This is a genomic window from Caballeronia sp. M1242, assembly GCF_017220215.1.
Lineage (GTDB): Bacteria > Pseudomonadota > Gammaproteobacteria > Burkholderiales > Burkholderiaceae > Caballeronia.
This window is the reverse complement of sequence record NZ_CP071129.1, coordinates 2,095,031-2,114,462: the sequence shown is the minus strand read 5'-3', so window position 1 is coordinate 2,114,462 and position 19,432 is coordinate 2,095,031. Positions and strand designations below refer to the sequence as shown.

22 protein-coding genes are annotated in these 19,432 nt (G+C 63.8%); 5 read left to right on the top strand and 17 right to left on the bottom strand.

Translation table 11 applies throughout. The features are described 5' to 3' along the window. Nucleotides 1-15: 15 nt before the first annotated feature. Complete coding sequence (locus tag JYK05_RS09860) at nt 16-822, bottom strand: glycosyltransferase (RefSeq protein WP_206466791.1); 807 nt, start codon at nt 820-822, stop codon at nt 16-18. Then, nucleotides 819-2,081, bottom strand: coding sequence for an oligosaccharide flippase family protein (locus JYK05_RS09855; protein ID WP_206466790.1), 1,263 nt, complete (start codon nt 2,079-2,081; stop codon nt 819-821). The genes JYK05_RS09860 and JYK05_RS09855 overlap by 4 nt, the downstream gene beginning before the upstream one ends. Before the next feature lie 455 nt (nt 2,082-2,536). Between JYK05_RS09855 and JYK05_RS09850 the strand changes: the two genes are divergently transcribed. Continuing rightward, nucleotides 2,537-3,937, top strand: a complete 1,401-nt coding sequence (locus tag JYK05_RS09850) for a phosphomannomutase/phosphoglucomutase (protein WP_206466789.1) — start codon at nt 2,537-2,539, stop codon at nt 3,935-3,937. 52 nt (nt 3,938-3,989) lie between these two features. On the opposite strand, the gene JYK05_RS09845 is transcribed toward JYK05_RS09850, so the two are convergent. Continuing rightward, nucleotides 3,990-4,421 (bottom strand): DUF29 domain-containing protein, encoded by a 432-nt coding sequence (locus JYK05_RS09845; protein ID WP_175945273.1) that lies wholly within the window; start codon nt 4,419-4,421, stop codon nt 3,990-3,992. A gap of 129 nt (nt 4,422-4,550) precedes the next feature. On the opposite strand from JYK05_RS09845, the gene waaC reads away from it, so the two are divergent. The 4 genes from waaC to JYK05_RS09825 all read left to right on the top strand — a co-directional run bounded on the left by waaC (nt 4,551) and on the right by JYK05_RS09825 (nt 8,273). Beyond that, entirely contained in the window at nt 4,551-5,600 is a 1,050-nt protein-coding gene (gene waaC, locus JYK05_RS09840) for a lipopolysaccharide heptosyltransferase I (RefSeq protein ID WP_347879170.1), read from the top strand. A 56-nt stretch (nt 5,601-5,656) separates the two neighbouring features. After that, entirely contained in the window at nt 5,657-6,541 is an 885-nt protein-coding gene (locus JYK05_RS09835) for a Kdo hydroxylase family protein (protein ID WP_206466788.1), read from the top strand. Nucleotides 6,542-6,591: 50 nt separating this feature from the next. After that, nucleotides 6,592-7,941 (top strand): lipid IV(A) 3-deoxy-D-manno-octulosonic acid transferase, encoded by a 1,350-nt coding sequence (waaA, locus tag JYK05_RS09830; protein ID WP_206468270.1) that lies wholly within the window; start codon nt 6,592-6,594, stop codon nt 7,939-7,941. A 149-nt stretch (nt 7,942-8,090) separates the two neighbouring features. Beyond that, nucleotides 8,091-8,273, top strand: coding sequence for a hypothetical protein (locus tag JYK05_RS09825; RefSeq protein WP_175944707.1), 183 nt, complete (start codon nt 8,091-8,093; stop codon nt 8,271-8,273). A 77-nt stretch (nt 8,274-8,350) separates the two neighbouring features. On the opposite strand, the gene ureG is transcribed toward JYK05_RS09825, so the two are convergent. The 14 genes from ureG to urtC all read right to left on the bottom strand — a co-directional run bounded on the left by ureG (nt 8,351) and on the right by urtC (nt 19,432). Continuing rightward, nucleotides 8,351-9,001 carry an urease accessory protein UreG gene (gene ureG / locus JYK05_RS09820; protein ID WP_206466787.1) on the bottom strand — a complete coding sequence of 217 codons (651 nt, stop codon included), beginning with the start codon at nt 8,999-9,001 and terminating at the stop codon, nt 8,351-8,353. A gap of 25 nt (nt 9,002-9,026) precedes the next feature. Further along, entirely contained in the window at nt 9,027-9,707 is a 681-nt protein-coding gene (locus tag JYK05_RS09815; protein ID WP_206468269.1) for an urease accessory protein UreF, read from the bottom strand. Beyond that, entirely contained in the window at nt 9,694-10,290 is a 597-nt protein-coding gene (gene ureE, locus JYK05_RS09810) for an urease accessory protein UreE (protein WP_206466786.1), read from the bottom strand. Before ureE ends, JYK05_RS09815 begins: the two co-directional genes overlap by 14 nt. Nucleotides 10,291-10,297: 7 nt before the next feature. After that, nucleotides 10,298-12,004 carry an urease subunit alpha gene (gene ureC, locus JYK05_RS09805; RefSeq protein WP_206466785.1) on the bottom strand — a complete coding sequence of 569 codons (1,707 nt, stop codon included), beginning with the start codon at nt 12,002-12,004 and terminating at the stop codon, nt 10,298-10,300. Nucleotides 12,005-12,020: 16 nt separating this feature from the next. Beyond that, nucleotides 12,021-12,326, bottom strand: coding sequence for an urease subunit beta (locus tag JYK05_RS09800; protein WP_206466784.1), 306 nt, complete (start codon nt 12,324-12,326; stop codon nt 12,021-12,023). A 10-nt stretch (nt 12,327-12,336) separates the two neighbouring features. Further along, entirely contained in the window at nt 12,337-12,639 is a 303-nt protein-coding gene (locus tag JYK05_RS09795) for an urease subunit gamma (RefSeq protein ID WP_008342482.1), read from the bottom strand. 89 nt (nt 12,640-12,728) lie between these two features. Then, on the bottom strand, nt 12,729-13,448 hold the full coding sequence (locus JYK05_RS09790; protein ID WP_175944697.1) for an amino acid ABC transporter ATP-binding protein: 720 nt from the start codon (nt 13,446-13,448) through the stop codon (nt 12,729-12,731). Next, nucleotides 13,435-14,085 (bottom strand): amino acid ABC transporter permease, encoded by a 651-nt coding sequence (locus tag JYK05_RS09785; protein WP_206466783.1) that lies wholly within the window; start codon nt 14,083-14,085, stop codon nt 13,435-13,437. Before JYK05_RS09785 ends, JYK05_RS09790 begins: the two co-directional genes overlap by 14 nt. Beyond that, complete coding sequence (locus tag JYK05_RS09780; RefSeq protein ID WP_206466782.1) at nt 14,082-14,771, bottom strand: amino acid ABC transporter permease; 690 nt, start codon at nt 14,769-14,771, stop codon at nt 14,082-14,084. Before JYK05_RS09780 ends, JYK05_RS09785 begins: the two co-directional genes overlap by 4 nt. A gap of 18 nt (nt 14,772-14,789) precedes the next feature. After that, the gene (locus JYK05_RS09775; RefSeq protein WP_206466781.1) at nt 14,790-15,587 is read right to left on the bottom strand and encodes a transporter substrate-binding domain-containing protein; all 798 of its coding nucleotides are present in this window, start codon (nt 15,585-15,587) and stop codon (nt 14,790-14,792) included. Between the two features lie 175 nt (nt 15,588-15,762). Beyond that, nucleotides 15,763-16,623, bottom strand: coding sequence for an urease accessory protein UreD (locus tag JYK05_RS09770; protein WP_206466780.1), 861 nt, complete (start codon nt 16,621-16,623; stop codon nt 15,763-15,765). A 29-nt stretch (nt 16,624-16,652) separates the two neighbouring features. Further along, complete coding sequence (gene urtE / locus JYK05_RS09765; RefSeq protein WP_175944687.1) at nt 16,653-17,345, bottom strand: urea ABC transporter ATP-binding subunit UrtE; 693 nt, start codon at nt 17,343-17,345, stop codon at nt 16,653-16,655. Between the two features lie 15 nt (nt 17,346-17,360). Then, nucleotides 17,361-18,245 carry an urea ABC transporter ATP-binding protein UrtD gene (urtD, locus tag JYK05_RS09760; RefSeq protein ID WP_241269794.1) on the bottom strand — a complete coding sequence of 295 codons (885 nt, stop codon included), beginning with the start codon at nt 18,243-18,245 and terminating at the stop codon, nt 17,361-17,363. After that, nucleotides 18,242-19,432, bottom strand: coding sequence for an urea ABC transporter permease subunit UrtC (gene urtC, locus JYK05_RS09755; RefSeq protein WP_175944685.1), 1,191 nt, complete (start codon nt 19,430-19,432; stop codon nt 18,242-18,244). The genes urtD and urtC overlap by 4 nt, the downstream gene beginning before the upstream one ends.

The following is a 19,432-nucleotide window of genomic DNA, read 5'->3' as shown; positions in this document are numbered from 1 at the left end:
GCGATGCCGCCGGTCTCATGCCGGCGACGATGCCTTGAAGAGCTTCGCCTTGAGTCCGCGCAGCGCGCGATAGGGCAGCAGCAAGTGAGCGATGCTTTTCGCGACGCCGATCCAGTCGAACGGATTCGCCGCACGGAAGTAACGCAATTGCAGGCGCAGCGTTGACAGCGCTTGTGTCCGGCGCTTGGTCGCGCTGATGCCCGCTTCGTTCAGTTCGTAAAAGAGGCCGAATTCCGGCAGATTCGCGCCGTCGTAGCGCGTCATGAGACGCAGCACCAGATCGAGGTCTTCGGCCGCGCGATAGTCCGCGCGATAGTTGCCCACCTCGCGCACCGCATCGACACGCAGCATCAGCGACGGATGCGCGAAGCACGAGCGCGCGAGCATGGCGCGGCGAATCGCAGCCGTATCGGTGGGCGGCCTAAGGTCGAAAAGCGGCGCGCCGTTCGTCGCGACGACATGCGTCCACATGCCGAGCACCGCCACATGCGGATGCGCCTCCAGATACGCGCGTTGCTTCGCGAGGCGGCCGGGCGTCGCGAGATCGCCCGCATCGATGCGCGCCGCGTAGCGGATGCCGCGTTCAGCGAGCGCGTCGATGCCCGCTTGCAACGCGCGCTCGATGCCGACGTTCTTCGCCATGCGCAGGATCTCCACGTCGAGTCCGTCGATGACAGGCGCGGAGATCGGCGGCGTGCTGCCGTCATCGACGATCAACACGCGCACCGGCGACGCCTCGCGAAACGACGCGAGCGTGCGTTCCACTTCGGACTGGCCGTTAAACGCGGGCATGAGGATGGCGACATCGGATAGGGCGTTCATGCGCGCAGCCGGAATCGAATGTAGTAGAAGTTGACCGACGCCGCCGCGAGATAACCCGCCGCCAGACCGACGAGCGCGCCGTATCCGTTGAAGCGGGGAATAGCCCACGCGTTCACCGCGAATGCGACGGCGAGCGCAAGCAGCCACTTCGACAACAGCACGTATCTGGCCTGAAACTTCAGCACGACGAGATTGCCGATGGCCTCGATGCCCGCAGGTACCGAGAGCCACACGGCCCAGCGAAAAATGCTCGCCGCGCCCGCATAGTTCGGCCCGAACACGCGCGCGATGATGAAGCCCGCGAGCGCATCGAGAACGGCGGCGCCCGCGATCATCAGCGCGGCGGTCATGGCGAAAAGGCGCAGCAGGTTGCGCTTGAGGCGCGGTGTTTCCTGCTCGCGATACACGAACGCCGGCGCGATGGTTTGCGAAAGCATCAGCGCGAGCGCGATCCAGTTCTCGTTCAACTGTTGCGCGGCCGAATAGAGCCCAAGCTCCGCAAACGACACGCGATGCGCGAGCATCAACCGGTCGAGCTTCAGGAACAGATACATGCAAATGAGCCCGAGCCAAAACACGGTGCCTGCGCTCGCGAAGTGCCGAAAGAGCGTGCGATCGAAGCGCCAGCCGAGCGTGCCGCCATGACGTCGCATGTAATAGACGACGAGCGCCGCGCCGATCACCGCGGCTTCCAGCGCCCACAGCCAGCCGAAGCTCGACGCGCGCGCGGCCATGCGCACGAGCAGATACACGAGCGCGGCCTTTGCGATGGCCGTGAACATGCTCGCGATCAATTGCGGCTTGCTGTAGGTCATGCTTTGCAGCCACGCGTTGATGACGCCGATGAACGGCTCGCGAAACAGCATGGTGACGGCAAGCCCCGCGAGCATCGCGCCGACGAGCGGGTCCACGCCGCCTACCGCGATCCATGCCCACGTCAGCAAGAGCGCGACGACGGACACGCTCATGCGCAGCACGAACGCGCTGCCGAGCACTGCGCCGGTTTCGGCGGGCGGCTTCGCGACGATGGTCGGCACCAGAATCTCCGCGCCGCACACCCATGTGATCGGCGCGATGACGAGCAAGAGCGTGTTCGCGTATTGCCATTTGCCGAACGCATCGGGGCCGAGATAGCGCGCGAGCAGGCCCGAAATGACGATGGCGACAGCAATCTGCGTGAGCCGTTCCAGCCCCAGCCAGACGATGTTGGTGAGCGCGCGGGCGACGTCCGGATTGCCCGAGCGCATGAGCATCTTCATGCGTGTCGTCCGTCCGGGCGCTCAGGCACGCAGCGTGCTACTGGAACCTGTTCGCTGTGCAGTAGCGTGCGGGGACGCGTATCACCGTGAATGTGGGTCAAGTTTTGTGCGTTTGCGCGCGAACGCGCCTCATTCGTCGGGCAGAAGGCGAAAGAGCGTATAGGCATTGGATTAGAATGAATGCGCAGGCTTGAACCGCGGCGCGCAACGTCGAAGGCGCTGAAAGACAGCGATTATAAGTGCGAACGGAAAGGCTTCCTTCGCACGAGCTTTCAAACTGGCTTGCCTGTTTCGCGATGCTCGAATACGCATGCGCAGCATTCGTCATGTCATGCCTCGCAGTCGTTCGCGCGCATGCTGGTGTGGTCGGGCGCGCTCATATCGTCACGACCTGCACGCCCTTATGGCTGCATCGCCGAGAATTCATCAATTAATACAGAAGAGGTAGCCATCTCATGAGCCAAGTATCCCAGTCCATTTTCAAGGCGTATGACATTCGCGGGATCGTCGGCAAGACGGTCGATAGCGATGTCGCGAAGAGCATCGGCCGCGCGTTCGGCAGCGAGATCCGCAAGCAGGGCGGCGATTCGGTCGTCGTCGCGCGCGATGGCCGGCTCTCCGGTCCCGAACTCGTCGGCGCGCTCGCGAACGGCCTGCGGGAAGCGGGCGTCGACGTGATCGATGTCGGCATGGTGCCCACGCCCGTCGGCTATTTCGCGGCGAGCGTGCCGCTGCCTTTGTCAACGGGCGAACGGCGCGTGGATTCGTGCATCGTCGTGACGGGCAGCCACAATCCGCCCGATTACAACGGCTTCAAGATGGTCCTGCGCGGCGCGGCCATCTATGGCGAGCAGATTCAGGGCTTGTATCAGCGTATCGTCAATGACGACTTCAGCTCGGGCGAAGGCAGCTACACCGAGTTCGACGTATCGCAGATGTATCTCGACCGCATCGTGTCGGACGTGAAGCCGGTGCGCGCGATGAAGATCGTCGTCGATACGGGCAACGGCGTCGCGGGCGGACTCGCGCCGCGTCTTTTCAAGGCGCTCGGCTGCGAACTCGTCGAACTGTTCACGGACATCGACGGCAATTTCCCGAACCATCACCCGGACCCGGCGCATCCCGAGAATCTGCAGGACGTGATTCGCGCGCTGAAGGAAACGGACGCCGAAGTGGGCTTCGCATTCGATGGCGACGGCGACCGTCTCGGCGTCGTGACTAAGGACGGTCAGGTGATCTACCCCGATCGTCAGTTGATGCTGTTCGCGCAGGAAGTGCTGTCGCGCAACAAGGGCGGCCAGATCATCTATGACGTGAAGTGCACGCGCAATCTCGCGAAGTGGGTACGCGACCAGGGCGGCGAGCCGGTGATGTGGAAGACGGGCCACTCGCTCGTGAAGGCGAAGCTGCGTGAAACGGGCGCGCCGCTCGCGGGCGAGATGAGCGGCCACGTGTTCTTCAAGGACCGCTGGTACGGCTTCGACGACGGCCTGTACACGGGCGCGCGCATGCTCGAAATCCTGTCGCGCGTGGACGATCCGAGCAAGCTGCTCAACGACCTGCCGAACTCGCTGTCGACGCCGGAACTGCAATTGAAGCTGGAAGAGGGCGAGAACTTCGAACTCATTTCGCGTCTGCAGAAATCGGCGAAGTTCGAAGGCGCGGACGACGTGCTGACGATCGACGGCTTGCGCGTCGAATACCCGGATGGCTTCGGTCTCGCGCGTTCGTCGAATACGACGCCCGTGGTCGTGATGCGTTTCGAAGCGGATAGCGAAGAAGCATTGAAGCGCATTCAGGAAGACTTCCGCCGCGTGATTCTGGCGGAGAAGGCGGACGCGAAGCTGCCGTTCTGATCGGGGCTTTGCGAAGACGGCGCGATCGGGAGGTCGCGCCGTTTTTGTTTGCTTATTCGGGGTAGAACGCGGGCGAGAGGATCTGGTCAGCCGACCACGGAAGTTCTTCCGGAAAGACATCCAAGCCCGTTTCTTCAGCCGCTTTGGACACGGCATCGGCCCATGTACCTACGAGCCAATCCGGGTCGCGCAATGAAGCATTCAGGCTGGGCGTCTTTTGCAGGGCCACGCCCACGGCGCGGCGCTGTTCCTTGATCGTGCGTTGCCAGCTCGAACCACGGCGTCCCGGCTGATATTGCCATTTGAGCAAATGCGCCAGCAGCACCGCCATGCGGCTCGATAGTTCTCGTTGCTCGCTCTTGCCCACGTCCTCGATTTCCTCTGCGATATGTTCCACGTCGATGGCCGAGAAGTTACCAGCACGCAGCAGTGCTGCCTGCTCGCGCGCCCATGCCACGACGTCCTGTTCGTAACGCGTTCCCATCGCGTACTCCTTTCTTGATCGGATATTCGGTTCAGCTTCACCGGTCATCAGCATGTTACCGACTTTTTTGCCGCGAAAGAGCTTCCCCGACTCGTGAACCACCCCGCCTCCCAACCAACCCGCGCTAAAATCCCCGCTCCCGTTTCCTCTTCGTCGCGCGAGCCAGCGCCTCTTTCTCACAGCGTGCAAAAGATCCTGATCGTCCGGGTGTCGTCGCTTGGCGACGTCGTTCACAACATGCCGGCCATCGCCGACATTCGCCGCCGCTATCCCGATGCGCAAATCGACTGGCTCGTGGAAGAGAGTTTCGCGAGCCTCGTCGAACTGGTCAGTGGCGTGCGCCGCGCGATTCCGTTCTCGCTCAGACGCTGGCGCAAGGGTTTCGCGTCCGCGGCGAACTGGCGCGAGATCGCCAAGTTCCGGCGTGAACTGGCGGCCGAGAAGTACGATCTCGTCATCGATTGCCAGGGGCTCATCAAGACCGCATGGGTCGCGAGCTGGGCGCGCGGGCCGCTCGTCGGACTTGCGAATCGCACGGACGGCGCGGGCTTCGAATGGCCCGTGCGCTTCTTCTATGACCGGCGCGTGCCGATCGAGCCGCGCACGCATGTCGTCGAGCGCACGCGCCAGCTCGTCGCCGCCGCGCTCGATTTGCCGCGCCCGCAGACGACCGACGACATCGACTTCGGCATCGACACGCGCCGCGCCGCGCTCGCCGTGTCCGCGCTCGGGCTGAATCTGCCGGTGCCCTACGTCACCTTCGTGCACGCCACGTCTCGCGCGGACAAGCAATGGCCTGAAGCCGCGTGGATCGAACTGGGACAGGCGCTCGTGACGCGCGGCGCGTCCATCGTCCTGCCGTGGGGCAGCGAGGCCGAGCGCGCGACGAGCGAGAAGCTCGCGAAGGAGTTCGGCGCGGCAGCCATCGTGCCGCCGAAGCTCTCGCTGCCCGCCGTGGTCGGCCTGATCGACGGCGCGGCCGCGACCGTCGGCGTCGACACGGGCCTCGTTCATATTGCCGCAGCGCTGAAGCGGCCGACCGTCGAGTTGTACAATTTCTCGACCGCATGGCGCACAGGCGGTTACTGGTCGCCGAACGTGATCAACCTGGGCGACGCGAGCCGGCATCCGACGCTCTCGGAAGTGAAGGCCGCGCTCGCAGGTTTCGGCCTGCTGTAACGCGTCGGGTCAGTCGCCTTGGCGCCGTGCGCGAGCCAACTCAAGTTCGAGAGCACATGACGGAATCTCAAATCATCGAAGTGACTTCGTGCGACTGGCAGGGCAAGAACCTGTCGGTGCCGCGCGAGGCGCTGCTTGCCGGCGTGGAAGACGGCAAGGTCCTCTATTTTCCCAATCTGCGCTTTGCTATCGAAGGCGGCGAGCGCGCGCTGCTCGACCCGAAAATCGCGGACCCGAAGCGCAAGAACATCAGCCTCGCGCCCAACGGGGGCGCGCTCAACGGCGTGCTCGGCGACAACGTGATGCAGTCGGCGGTGCGCTCGCTCATCGCGCGGTATCAGGCGAATGCGCGCTCGCTCATCGACGGCCTCTTTCCCGAATACGACGGCAAGCTGCGCGTCGCGCCGACGAGTCTGCGGCTGCATCAGGTGGAAACGCGCGAAACGTCGTGGCGCAAGGACGACAGCCGCCTGCACGTCGATGCCTTCCCGTCGCGCCCCAACTACGGCGAGCGCATCCTGCGCGTCTTCACCAACGTGAACCCCAACGGCACGCCGCGCGTGTGGCGCGTCGGCGAGCCGTTCGAGCAGATGGCGCGGCGCTTTTTGCCCGACATCAAGCCGCAGGCGCCGGGTTCGGCGTGGCTCATGAATCTGCTGCACATCACCAAGAGCAAGCGCAGCGAGTATGACCATCTGATGCTGCATCTGCACGACGCGATGAAGGCCGACCTCGATTATCAGAAGTCCTCGCCGCAGGAAACCATGCCGTTTCCGCCCGGCTCGGTGTGGGTCTGTTTCTCCGACCAGACTTCGCACGCGGTGATGTCCGGCCAGTTCATGATGGAGCAGACCTTCTTCCTGCCCGTGAAAGCGATGGCGCGGCCCGATCACGCGCCGCTCGGCATCCTCGAACGGCTCAAGGGCAGGGCGCTCGTTTGAGCGGCGCTCGTTCCGCCCCGTCCGCGCCCGCTGCGCCGCTCTCGGCTGTCGTGCTGAGGGCGATCTATCGCGCGATGTGGTGGATCGTCGCGCCGCTCGCGGTGCTGCGGCTTCTGATCCGCTCGCGCAAAGAGCGCGGCTATCGCGAGCATATCGGCGAACGCTTCGGACGCGGCCCCGCGCGCCGCGCCGACGATCTCGCGCCGCTCATCTGGGTGCATGCTGTGTCGGTCGGCGAGACGCGCGCCGCGCAGCCGCTCATCGAAGCGTTGATGAAGGCGCACCCCGAAGCGCGCCTCCTCATCACGCACATGACGCCGAGCGGCCGCGCGACGGGCGTCGAGCTGTTCGGCAATCGCGTGATGCGCAGCTATCTTCCGTACGACCTGCCGCATCTCGTGCGGCGTTTTCTGCGCGCGTGGCGGCCCTCCATCGGCATCGTGATGGAGACGGAAGTCTGGCCGACGCTCATCGACGAATGCCGTCGCGCCGACGTGCCGCTCGTGCTGACGAATGCGCGCATGTCGGAGCGGTCGTATCGGCGAGCGGCGCGCTTTGGGCGTCCGGTGCGCGAAGTGTTCGGCGGCTTCTCGCGCGTGCTCGCGCAGACGCCTACGGACGCCGAACGGCTCACCGCGCTCGGCGCGCGCAACGTGGCCGTGCTCGGCAATCTCAAGTTCGACATGACCGCGCCGCCCGAACTCGTCGCGCGCGGGCAGGCGTGGCGCGCGGCCATCGGCGAGCGGCCCGTCTGGGTCGCGGCGAGCACGCGCGATGGCGAGGAATCCCTCGTGCTGCGCGCGTTCGCCGCTTTGAACGTGCCGAACGCGCTGCTCATTCTCGTGCCGCGCCATCCTCAACGTTTCGACGAAGTCTCCGCGCTGATCGCGACCGTGGGCATGACGAGCGCGCGCCGTTCCGTGTGGGCGCCCAAGCCCGTGGCGGCGGGATCGGGCGCGGACGTGCCGCCGCCGTTGCCGTCGAGCGTGCAGGTTTTGCTCGGCGATTCGATGGGCGAGCTCGGCGCCTACTATGCAGCCGCGGACCTCGCGTTCATCGGCGGAAGTCTGCTGCCGCTCGGCGGGCAGAATCTGATCGAAGCGTGCGCCGCGGGCGTGCCGGTGCTCATCGGGCCGCACACGTTCAACTTCACGCAGGCGACCAACGACGCCATTGCGGCGGGCGCGGCGTTGCGCGTCGATAGTCCGCAGGCGCTTGCTCAGGGCTTGCGCGAGCTCTTCAACGACAAGGCGCGTCGCATCGCGATGAGCGCAGCGGCGGCGGCGTTCGCGGCGCGGCATCGCGGAGCGACGGAACGGACGGTGGAAATCCTCAGCGTCATGCTGGAAGAGGAGAGTGGGCGGCTCGGTCAGGCCGACTCCATGCGGTTCGTGGAATGACGCTTGCGAAACGATGAATGGATCGATCGCCTATGCAGCACAGGCATGAAGCGCACGGTCGGTCGGAAACACGCGACCGGCACACGCGGATCGATCCGCATGCGAGATAAGCATCGTTTCAACGTTGTGCGAACGAAGAGGACTCCAGCATGAAGACAGCTCCGCCCACCAGCAAGACCGAGCAGGACGTCAAGGCAGAAAAGCAGTCCGGCAAGCCTGCGACGACGAGCAGCAGCAAGCCCGCAAGCGGCCAGCATGCGGCGAATCACACCAAGGCCGGGAAAGACCACGGCGCGGGCGGCGGCGCGAAGCAGCGGCACGGGCCGCGCTGAACTGTTTCGCTGAACTGTTTTGTTAGCCGGAACTGCGCGGCCGCTGGCGACACCGTTCGCCGGTGGCCGCGCGGCATTCAGCCGATGAGCAGGCCCTTCTTCTCGATGAACGCAATCACGCTATCGAGCCCTTCGAGCGCCTTTAGATTGCACATGACGAACGGCCGCTCGCCGCGCATCTTTTTCGCATCCGACGCCATGACGTCGAGATTCGCGCCGACGTGAGGCGCGAGGTCCGTCTTGTTGATGACGAGCAGATCCGACTTCGTGATGCCCGGCCCGCCCTTGCGCGGAATCTTCTCGCCGCCCGCCACGTCGATCACGTAGATGGTCAGGTCCGAGAGTTCGGGGCTGAACGTCGCGGCCAGATTGTCGCCGCCCGATTCGATGAACACGATATCTGCATCCGGGAAGCGCGACACCATGCGATCCACCGCTTCGAGATTGATCGACGCGTCCTCGCGAATCGCGGTATGCGGACAGCCGCCCGTTTCCACGCCCATGATCCGCTCGGCGGGCAAAGCGCCGGCGACGGTCAACAGACGCTGATCTTCCTTCGTGTAGATATCGTTGGTAATGGCGACGAGATCGTAGCGATCGCGCATCGCCTTGCAGAGCATTTCGAGCAGCGTCGTCTTGCCGGAGCCGACCGGTCCGCCGACGCCCACGCGCAGCGGCGGCAGTTTCTTCGTTCGACGAGCGGCGGCGGAATAAGCGGGAGCGTTCATGCGATATCGGTTCTAAGCAGAGAAGTTACGAGCGAAAGAGCCGCGAGTATTGCGACTCGTGCCGCGCGGAAAGAATGCCGAGTTGCGGCGCGAATGTGTTGATCTCATCGGGCGATGTAACCAGCGCGCGAGCCACCGCTTCGTCTATCGGCCCGCGCAATGCGACGATGATGCGCTGGCCCGCGAGTTGACCGAGCGGCACGGCTTTCAAAGCAGCGGCCGCCTGATTCTCGACCCAGCTGAACGCATACGCGGCAAGCGCGGCGTCGGGCGCGGCATCGTGTGCATACGCGGCGAATGCGAACGCCGTCGGTTGCGCGATGGGCTTCATCGCGGCGAGCGTGTCGCGGCGCGCCGCATCGCCCCATTCGAGCGATGCGCACAGTTGCGCGAGGGACCATCCCATCTGCTCGGTTTCGCGTCGCAGTTCGGTGGACTCGCGGCTCGTGATGTACTCGTCGTTCGCATGCGCGAGCGACGCTGCATCGTGCGCGCGCCAGCGTTCCATTTGATGCGCGATGAAAGGCAGTTCGCCGCGCGCCAGCACGTTCGCGAGACCGCTTGCGATCCACTCGCGCGTGGTGTCTGCATCGCGAATGAAGCCGTGTTCGATCGCGGCTTCGAGCCCCTGCGAATAACTGAACGCGCCGACAGGCAGCGCCGGCGACGCGAGATGCAGGAGCGCAGTGAGCTCAGTCGTGCGCATGACCGTGGTGGTGATGGTGTCCGTGCGCGTGGTCATGCGAATGATCATGTCCGCATGACGAATGATCGTGCCCGTGATGCTCGTGATAGACCTTCTGCGCGAGCGCATAGTCTTCGCTGAAGGTTCCGTCATGACCATGCTTATGGCCGCCGCCATACGCGCCGGTCTCCGGCTGGAACGGCTGCGATTCACGCGTCACGGTGGCGCCGAGCCGCGCGACCATGTCTTCGAGCACGGCATCGGCTTCGAGCTTCAGATGATCCGCGTGAATCTCCACGGGCGTGTGCCGATTGCCCAGGTGATAGGCCACGCGCATCAGCGTGAGCGGGTTCACCGCGCGCACGACGAGCACGTCTTCGGCCGCTGCAATGATACGCACGAGCCCGCCGTCGTCGGCCACGAGAACATCGTCGTTCGCGAGCACGGTGCCGCGCGGCATCACGAGCGCGACTTCCTCGCCATTGTCGAGCGTGGCGGCGAGGCGGCTCTTGCAGCGCGCGTCAAAAGCGAGCGTCAGCGTGGGCGCGCGCTTGATGAGTACGGAAGCGAGTTTGGCGGTAAGACGTTTGTCGATGGTACGCATGAGACGATCAGAACAGGAAGTAGCGTTGCGCCATCGGCAGCACGGTGGCGGGATCGCAAGTGAGCAGTTGTCCGTTCGCGATCACCTGATAGGTCTGCGGATCGACGCTGATGGACGGCTGCCATGCATTGTGAATCATGTCGGCCTTCGTCACATTGCGGCAGTTCTTCACGGCGACGACCTGTTTCTTCAGGCCATAACGATCGGTTATACGCGACTCCATCGCCAGTTGTGACACGAACGTGAGCGATGTCTTGCCGAGCGCGCCGCCGCGCGTCGCGAACATCTCGCGGTAATGCACCGGCTGCGGGGTCGGAATGGACGCGTTCGGATCGCCCATTTGCGCGAGCGCGATCATGCCGCCCTTGACGATCATCGCGGGCTTCACGCCGAAGAACGCCGGCTCCCAGAAGACGAGATCGGCCCACTTGCCCGGCTCGATGGAACCGACTTCATGCGCGATGCCATGCGTGATCGCTGGGTTGATCGTGTACTTCGCGACATAGCGTTTCGCGCGGAAGTTGTCGTTGCGCGCGTTGTCCTCCGCAAGCGCGCCGCGCTGCACCTTCATCTTGTGCGCCGTCTGCCATGTGCGGATGATGACTTCGCCCACGCGGCCCATTGCCTGCGAGTCGGACGACAACATCGAGAGCGCGCCGAGATCGTGAAGAATGTCCTCGGCCGCGATGGTCTCGCGGCGAATGCGCGACTCCGCGAACGCAATGTCCTCCGCAATCGACGGGTCCAGATGATGGCACACCATCAGCATGTCGAGATGCTCGTCCAGCGTGTTGACGGTGTAGGGCCGCGTCGGATTGGTGGACGAGGGCAGCACGTTCGGTTCGCCGCAGACCTTGATGATGTCCGGTGCATGACCGCCGCCCGCGCCTTCGGTGTGATACGTGTGGATCGTGCGGCCCTTGAACGCGGCCACCGTCGTTTCGACGAAGCCCGCTTCGTTCAGCGTGTCCGTGTGGATGGCGACTTGCGTGTCGGTATCGTCGGCGACCGAAAGACAGTTGTCGATGGCCGCAGGCGTCGTGCCCCAGTCCTCGTGCAGCTTCAAACCGATGGCGCCGGCTTTCACTTGCTCGATGAGCGGCTCGGGGAGGCTCGCGTTGCCCTTGCCGAGAAAGCCGAGGTTCATCGGCCAGCCATCGGCGGCTTGCAGCATGCGTTCCATGTGCCACGGCCCCGGCGTGCAGGTCGTCGCGTTCGTGCCCGTGGCGGGGCCCGTGCCGCCGCCGAGCATCGTCGTCACGCCGCTTGCGAGCGCCTCGTCGATCTGCTGCGGGCTGATGAAGTGGATATGCGTGTCGATGCCGCCCGCCGTCACGATCATGCCTTCGCCCGCGATCACTTCGGTGGCCGCGCCGATCGCAATGGTCACGTTCGGCTGAATGTCGGGATTGCCCGCCTTGCCGATCGCGAAGATGCGCCCGCTCTTGATGCCGATATCGGCCTTCACGATGCCCCAGTGATCGAGAATCAGCGCATTGGTGATGACCGTATCGACCACATCGGCGGACGTGCGTTGCGACTGGCCCATGCCGTCGCGAATCACCTTGCCGCCGCCGAACTTCACTTCCTCGCCGTATGTGGTGAAGTCGCGTTCGACTTCGATGATGAGATCGGTGTCCGCAAGGCGCACGCGGTCGCCGGTGGTCGGGCCGAACATTTCCGCATATGCGCGGCGGCCGATGCGTAGCGTCATGTCGTTGATGTCCTGATCAGAGTGGGCCCATTACGAGGCCATTGAAGCCGTACACGTGACGATCGCCCGCGAGCGCGACGAGTTCGACCGTGCGTTCCTGTCCCGGCTCGAAGCGCACGGCAGTGCCCGCCGCGATATTCAGCCGAAAGCCGCGCGTCTTCTCGCGGTCGAAGAGCAGCGCCGTGTTGACTTCGTAGAAGTGGTAGTGCGAGCCGACCTGCACCGGCCGGTCGCCGCTGTTCGCGACGACGACGGACACGGTCTCGCGGCCTGCGTTGAGTTCGTGCTCGCCGTCGTCGATCAAGTATTCGCCGGGAATCATCGCGTGCGTCTCAAGGAATGGGATGGTGGACGGTCACGAGCTTCGTGCCATCGGGGAACGTGGCTTCGATCTGTATGTCCGGGATCATCTCGGGCACGCCTTCCATGACGTCGTCGCGCGTGAGCAGCGTGGTGCCGTAATGCATGACTTCGGCGACGGTCTTGCCATCGCGCGCGGCTTCCATCAACGCTGCGGAGATGAACGCGACGGCTTCCGGATGGTTCAGCTTGAGGCCGCGTGCGCGGCGCCGTTCGGCGAGCAGCGCCGCCGTGAAGATCAGGAGCTTGTCCTTTTCGCGAGGCGTGAGTTTCATGAACTTGTTGTGTAGGCGATGGGCTTCGTCATGCTAGCACTTGCTTTCTGTTTTTGGACTGCTTTGTGAGCGAGCTTTCAGCGGGCTTGTCATTGAATGAAGCGTTGCAGCTCGACGCTCGCGGGCCGTTCGAAGATCTGTTCGGGCGCGCCGGACTCCCACACGCGTCCCTGATGCATGAAGACAACCTTGTCGCTCACGTTGCGCGCGAACCGCATCTCGTGCGTCACCATGATGAGCGTCATGCCATCGCGCGCAAGGTTTTCGACGACGGCCAGCACTTCGCCGACGAGTTCGGGATCGAGCGCGGACGTGATTTCATCGCACAAGAGCACGCTCGGATTCATCGCCAACGCGCGCGCAATGGCGACGCGTTGCTGTTGTCCGCCGGATAACTGCTCCGGATAGGCATCGAACTTGTCGCCGAGGCCGACGCGTTCCAGCACGGTATGCGCGGTCGCGCGCGCCTTCGCCTTATGGATCTTCTTGACGACCGTTTGCGCGAGCATCACGTTCTGCCCGGCCGTGAGATGCGGAAAGAGATTGTATTGCTGAAAGACCATGCCGACCTTGAGCCGCAGCGCGCGCAAGTCGGCGCGGCGCGCGTCGATATGCTCGCCGTCGATTTCGATCGAGCCTTCGTCGATGCTCTCGAGACCATTGAGCGTGCGCAGCAGCGTGCTCTTGCCCGAGCCGCTCTTGCCGATGATGGACACCACTTGCCCGCGCTCGACCGAGAAGTCGATGCCCTTCAGGACCTGATTCGAGCCGAAGTGCTTGTGCAGATTGCGCGTTTCAACGAGCGGCATGCCATTTCCTTTCGAGCGTGCGCGCATAGCGCGTCAGCGGATAGCAGAGAACGAAGTAGATGATCGCGACGAGGCCATACACGAGAAACGGGCGGAACGTCGCGTTCGATATCATCGTGCCGGCCTTTGTGAGTTCCGTGAAGCCGATGATGGAGACGAGCGCCGTATCCTTCACCGCCTGCACGGCGAAGCCGACCGTCGGCCCGACGGCGATGCGCGTGGCCTGCGGAAGAATCACATGACGAAGCTGCTCGAAGTAGCTCATTGCAAGACTGGACGACGCTTCCCACTGGCCCTTGGGCACCGCTTCGACGGCACCGCGCCATATCTCCGCTAGATAGGCGCTCGTGAACAGCGTGAGCCCGACGGTGGCGGCAACCCAGGGCGACACGTCGATGCCCAGCAACGGCAGCCCGAAGAAGACGAGGAACAGTTGCATCAAGAGCGGCGTGCCCTGAAAGACCTGAATGTAGCCCTTCACCAGCGCGCGCAGGACTTCGTACTTCGATACGCGCATCACGAGGAGCGCGAAGCCGACGATACCGCCGAGCACGAACGATACGATCGACAGCACGACGGTCCAGCGAGCGGCCAGCAGCAGGTTCTCGAAGATCTGCGCGAAGGTGAATTCGATCATCGCGCGTGGCCTCTGTTGGCGCTTACGGCAGGCATGAAGAGACGCTTGCCTGCTGCATTGAGCGCCACGCGCAGGACGAGCGCGAGCGCCAGATACGAAGCGGTGACCAGGAAGCACGTTTCGAATGCGCGAAAGTTGCGCGACTGGATATAGCTCGCGGCATACGTCAGATCGGGCACGGAGATCTGCGAGACCACGGCGGAGCCGAGCATCGTGATGACGATCTGACTCGTGAGCGCAGGGAACACCTTGGCGAGCGCCTGGGGCAACACGACATGCCGAAAGGCTTCATTGCGCGACATCGCAAGCGACGCCGCCGCTTCGTGATGCCCCTTCGGCACCGCCGCGATGCCCGCGCGGATGATCTCGGTGGAATACGCGCCGAGGTTCGAGGTCATCGCGATAATCGCTGCGACATACTCGCTCAGATGAATGCCGAGCGCGGGCAGCCCGAAGAACACGAAGAACAGTTGCACGATGAACGGCGTGTTGCGGATCGCTTCGACATAGCCGCCGACGAGCGAACGCAGCCACGCGCGATCGCTATTGCGAGCGGCCGCGCCGGTCACGCCGAGCGATACGCCAAGCGCCGTCGAGATGGCGGTCAGCGCAAGCGTCGTCGCCGCGCCGCTCGCAAACATGCCCGCGTAATTCGCGAAGTCGGCGAATTCCAGTTGATAGGCCATGCGATGTAGCGCCCTGCGTTACAGACTGGCAGGCAGCGGCTGGCCGAACCACTTCTTCGACATGGCGTTGAGCGTGCCGTCCTTTTTCGCCTGTGCGATGGTGTCGTCGACCTTGGCCATCAAGCGCGGCTCGTTCTTGTTCATGCCGACGAAGCAGGGCGAATCCTTGATGATGAACTTCGCTTCAGGCCGACGCGGCGGATTCTTCGCGAGGATCGCCGCGGCGACGATATTGCCCGCCGCGATCAACTGAACCTGTCCCGAGAGAAACGCGGAGATGGTCGCGTTGTTGTCCTCGAAGCGTTTGATGGTGGCGTTCGGCGCCATTTGCGACAGCGCGATCTCTTCCAGCGCGCCGCGCGTCGCGCCCACGGTCTTGCCGGTGAGATCGGCCGGACCGCTCACCTTGATGTCGGCGGGACCGAAAACCCCTTGGAAATAGGGCGCATAAGGCGTTGAGAAGTCCAGCACCTTGTCTCGCTCCGGCGTCTTGCCGAGCGACGAGATCACCAGATCGACCTTGTTCGTCGTGAGATACGGAATGCGGTTCGCGCTGTTCACGGGCACGAGCTGAAGCTTGACCTTCATCGACTTGGCGAGCAATGCGGCCATGTCCACGTCATAGCCTTGCGGCTGCATGTCGGCGCCGACCGAGCCGAACGGCGGATAGTCCTCGGGCACGGCGACGCGCAGGGTGCCGCTCTTGGCGATGGTATCGAGCGCGTCGGCGTTTGCCGGAGCAGTAAAGGCGAAAAGCGGCGTGACAGCGAGCGCGGCGAGAGCGGTGCGTCGCGCACGGAAGAAGAGCTTCGGCATGGATGATCCTTCAGGCTTTGTGACGGCCGCGTTGCTTGCGCGGCTCTTGGAGCCGTGGTCTAAAGCGAGAGCCGTGCCATCGACGCCAATGCCTTATGCCGTATGTGTTGCATAGCTGATTACACGGACTCGCGCACACACGCGGGGCGCGACCATGCGCCGCCATGGTGCGTGCTCACGTGGTCCACAACCTGAGCGGTTGCGCAGCGACGCCATGCACAAGCGGACGAAGCTGAGTCCAACAATCGGTCAACACGCGTTGCAGCGGCTCCATCGAACGGCTGATGGCGCGCACGATCAATACGCCCGGCGCCACGCACGATGCCCCTGCGCGCATCTCATCATTGAACGGCAGCTGCGCGGTGAGAGCCTCGGCCAACGCGTCGTCGCATGCGGGTCCGACGGCCCATAGCGTGCCATAGGCGGGATAGCTCGCGAGTCCCTGCGATGCATCGCGCAAGGGATCGTTCGCATCGATCAGCGCGCGCTCGAACCACAGCGTGCGTCCATCGCTATATGCGATACGCGACACCGCCTTGATGCGCCCCTGCGTCCAGCGTTCGCCGGCGGCGGCGCGGCCGAGCAGCATCGCGTCCCAGCCGATCGCCGTCGCGCCTTCGTCGAGTGTGACGTTGAACGCAAGCTCCACATTCGACGATTCGAACACGATGTTGTTTTGCGGTAGCCAGTCGAGCTTGGCGTGTCGTCCGAGATGAACGTCGATACGCTGTGTCGCGAGCTTGCCGTTCGCCTTGTACCACTTGGTCGCGCCGGGCGTCGTGATGACGGCATGCGTGTCTTCGCCGAGCTGTACATCGACGGATAAACGATCGCCACCCGCGACGCCGCCCGGCGGATGCACGATCACCGCATGGCAAATATCGCCTTCGGGATAGAGCGGACGTTGCACGCGCAGCGGACCTTCATGCTTGCGATGCGCGCAGACCGTGCGGCCATGCCGCCGGGCAAAGCCGAGTTCGAGCGTGCCGCGCCAGACATCGGGATGAGCGAGCGCCGCGTGAGATTCGTGATGCATGGAAGCAATGCGTTATGAGCGGTCCACCATCATACGGCGATCAGCTCGCGCACTCCATGCGCTTCCATCTCCGATCCCGCGCCGCCCGCGACGATCTCGCCGCGACTCATCACCCAATAATGGTCCGCGAGCTCGCGGGCGAAGTCGTAATACTGCTCGACGAGCAGCACCGTCATGCCCATTTCATCGACGAGCCGACGCAGCGTGCGGCCGATGTCGCGAATGATGGAAGGCTGGATGCCTTCGGTCGGTTCATCGAGAATGAGCAATTGCGGCTGACTCATCAACGCGCGGCCGATGGCCAGTTGCTGCTGCTGACCGCCCGACAGATCGCCGCCGCGCCGATGCTTCATCTCGCGCAGCACGGGGAAGAGCGCATAGATGTGATCGGGAATCTTCGAAGGCGCCTTGCGACTCGCTGCGCCGACGAGCAGGTTCTCCTCCACCGTGAGACGCCCGAAGATATCGCGGCCCTGCGGTACATAAGCGAGACCGCTCGCGACGCGCGCATGCGTGGGCATCGACGAGATCTTCGCGCCGCGCCATGTGATGCTGCCGCTTTTAGAAGGCACCACGCCCATGAGACAGCGCAGCAGTGTCGTCTTGCCAACGCCGTTGCGGCCGAGCAGCACGGTGAGCTTGCCCTCGGGCACGGTCATCTTCACGTCACGCAGAATGTGACTGCCGCCGTAATACTGATTGAGCGATTCGACTTCGAGCATTGAATGGTTCCGGTATCAACGGCCAAGATACGATTCGATCACGGCCTCGTCGCGCTTCACGCTGTCGAGCGTGCCTTCGGCGAGCACGCTGCCTTCGGCCATGACCGTCACCTTGCCGCTGTCGCCCGCGAGCGCCGCGACGAACTCCATGTCGTGCTCGACGACCATCATCGAACATGAACCCCGTAGCGTGTTCAGCAATTCGGCGAGTTCCATGGTTTCGTGATCGGTCATGCCGGCAGCGGGTTCATCGAGCAGAAGCAGGGCGGGCTGCTGCATGAGCAACATGCCTATTTCGAGCCGCTGCTTCTGTCCATGCGACAACTCGCCGGCTAAGCGCGTCGCCTGATGCTGCAAGCGGATCAGTTCGAGCGTCTCTTCGATTCGGGCCTGCGCCGCGCGATCCAGCCGCGCGCGCAGCGACGCGAACCATCGCTTGTCCGTCTTCATCGCGAGTTCGAGGTTCTCCCACACGGGATGGTTCTCGAAGACAGTCGGCTTCTGGAACTTGCGGCCGATGCCGGTGCGCGCGATCACAGGTTCCGACATGCGCGTGAGATCGAACGTCTGCCCGAGAAACACGCGGCCGTCATCGGGCCGCGTCTTGCCGGTGATGACGTCCATCATCGTGGTCTTGCCCGCGCCGTTGGGACCGATCACGCAGCGCAACTCGCCCACGTCGATGGACAGCGTGAGCTTGTTGAGCGCCCGAAAGCCGTCGAAACTGACGGTCACGTCTTCGAGATAGAGAATCGTTCCATGCGATACGTCGATTTCGCCGGGCTTGAGCACATGGCCGAGTCCGGAGTTGACGTTGATGTTCTTGTGCCCCGGCTCGTTCACGCCGGGCGCATGAGGAATCGGCGGCAAGTCGACGATCAATGCATGATGCACGGTCATTCTGCTGCGTCTCCTTGCGTCTTGCGGCGGGCGAGTTCGATGAGACCCATGATTCCGTTCGGCAACAAGAGCGGCACGAGCGTGAAGATGAGGCCGAGGAAAAAGAGCCAATATTCCGCGAAATAAGCCGTGAAAAAGCTCTTCGCGCCATTGACGGCGAACGCGCCGATGATCGGCCCGATGAGCGTGCCGCGTCCGCCGACCGCCACCCAGATCGCCATTTCAATCGAGTTCGCGGGCGACATCTCGCTCGGATTGATGATGCCGACTTGCGGCACATACAGCGCGCCCGCAATACCGCACAGCACGGCCGATACGGTCCAGATGAACAGCTTGTACGCGAGCGGGCTGTAGCCGAGGAACATGAGCCGCGCTTCGCCATCGCGCACGCCCGTCACGACGCGCCCGAGCTTCGACGTGACGATCCAGCGCGCCACGAGGAACGCGAGCACGAGCACCGCGAACGTGATGAGAAAGAGGACCGTGCGTGTCCCCGCATGCGTGATCGGAAAGCCCGCGATGCGCTTGAAATCCGTGAAGCCGTTATTGCCGCCGAAGCCCGTTTCATTGCGATAGAAGAGCAGCATCGCGGCGAAGGTCATGGCCTGCGTGATGATCGACAGATACACGCCCTTCACGCGCGAGCGAAACGTGAAGAAGCCGAAGACCCAGGCCAGCACGCCGGGCACCAGCACCACGAGCAATAGCGCGTACCAGAGATGCTCCGTGCCTTGCCAGTACCACGGCAGCTTGTGCCAGTCGAGAAACACCATGAAGTCCGGGAGATCGCTTTGATACGTGCCTTCGCGTCCGATGGAGCGCATCAGGTACATGCCCATTGCATAGCCGCCGAGCGCGAAGAAGAGCGCGTGGCCCAGGCTCAGAATGCCGCAATAACCCCAGACGAGATCGAGCGCCAGCGCGCCGATCGCATAGCACATGAGCTTGCCGACGAGCGTCATCGCATAGGCCGACAAATGGAACGCGCTGGTTTCCGGCAGCACGAGCGCCGAGAGCGGCACGCAGATGCCCATTGCAACGATGAGCGCAAGCAACGCGATCCAGCCGTTGCGCGGCAACAGCGCGGCGCGTGGCGGCAGGCCGAGCGCGAAGCCTGCGCGTGCGGCGCTTGCATCGGGTTGCGGCGCGACGTCGAGATTCGCGCTGATGTTGGTCGAGGCGGTCAT

Excerpts from the sequence above, each read along its gene's own strand:
- JYK05_RS09860 (WP_206466791.1), bottom strand. The coding sequence starts at position 822 with ATGAACGCCCTATCCGATGTCGCCATCCTCATGCCCGCGTTTAACGGC.
- JYK05_RS09855 (WP_206466790.1), bottom strand. The coding sequence starts at position 2,081 with ATGAAGATGCTCATGCGCTCGGGCAATCCGGACGTCGCCCGCGCGCTC.
- JYK05_RS09850 (WP_206466789.1), top strand. The coding sequence starts at position 2,537 with ATGAGCCAAGTATCCCAGTCCATTTTCAAGGCGTATGACATTCGCGGG.
- JYK05_RS09845 (WP_175945273.1), bottom strand. The coding sequence starts at position 4,421 with ATGGGAACGCGTTACGAACAGGACGTCGTGGCATGGGCGCGCGAGCAG.
- JYK05_RS09835 (WP_206466788.1), top strand. The coding sequence starts at position 5,657 with ATGACGGAATCTCAAATCATCGAAGTGACTTCGTGCGACTGGCAGGGC.
- JYK05_RS09825 (WP_175944707.1), top strand. The coding sequence starts at position 8,091 with ATGAAGACAGCTCCGCCCACCAGCAAGACCGAGCAGGACGTCAAGGCA.
- ureG (WP_206466787.1), bottom strand. The coding sequence starts at position 9,001 with ATGAACGCTCCCGCTTATTCCGCCGCCGCTCGTCGAACGAAGAAACTG.
- JYK05_RS09815 (WP_206468269.1), bottom strand. The coding sequence starts at position 9,707 with ATGCGCACGACTGAGCTCACTGCGCTCCTGCATCTCGCGTCGCCGGCG.
- ureE (WP_206466786.1), bottom strand. The coding sequence starts at position 10,290 with ATGCGTACCATCGACAAACGTCTTACCGCCAAACTCGCTTCCGTACTC.
- ureC (WP_206466785.1), bottom strand. The coding sequence starts at position 12,004 with ATGACGCTACGCATCGGCCGCCGCGCATATGCGGAAATGTTCGGCCCG.
- JYK05_RS09800 (WP_206466784.1), bottom strand. The coding sequence starts at position 12,326 with ATGATTCCCGGCGAATACTTGATCGACGACGGCGAGCACGAACTCAAC.
- JYK05_RS09795 (WP_008342482.1), bottom strand. The coding sequence starts at position 12,639 with ATGAAACTCACGCCTCGCGAAAAGGACAAGCTCCTGATCTTCACGGCG.
- JYK05_RS09790 (WP_175944697.1), bottom strand. The coding sequence starts at position 13,448 with ATGCCGCTCGTTGAAACGCGCAATCTGCACAAGCACTTCGGCTCGAAT.
- JYK05_RS09785 (WP_206466783.1), bottom strand. The coding sequence starts at position 14,085 with ATGATCGAATTCACCTTCGCGCAGATCTTCGAGAACCTGCTGCTGGCC.
- JYK05_RS09780 (WP_206466782.1), bottom strand. The coding sequence starts at position 14,771 with ATGGCCTATCAACTGGAATTCGCCGACTTCGCGAATTACGCGGGCATG.
- JYK05_RS09775 (WP_206466781.1), bottom strand. The coding sequence starts at position 15,587 with ATGCCGAAGCTCTTCTTCCGTGCGCGACGCACCGCTCTCGCCGCGCTC.
- JYK05_RS09770 (WP_206466780.1), bottom strand. The coding sequence starts at position 16,623 with ATGCATCACGAATCTCACGCGGCGCTCGCTCATCCCGATGTCTGGCGC.
- urtE (WP_175944687.1), bottom strand. The coding sequence starts at position 17,345 with ATGCTCGAAGTCGAATCGCTCAATCAGTATTACGGCGGCAGTCACATT.
- urtD (WP_241269794.1), bottom strand. The coding sequence starts at position 18,245 with ATGACCGTGCATCATGCATTGATCGTCGACTTGCCGCCGATTCCTCAT.
- urtC (WP_175944685.1), bottom strand. The coding sequence starts at position 19,432 with ATGACCGCCTCGACCAACATCAGCGCGAATCTCGACGTCGCGCCGCAA.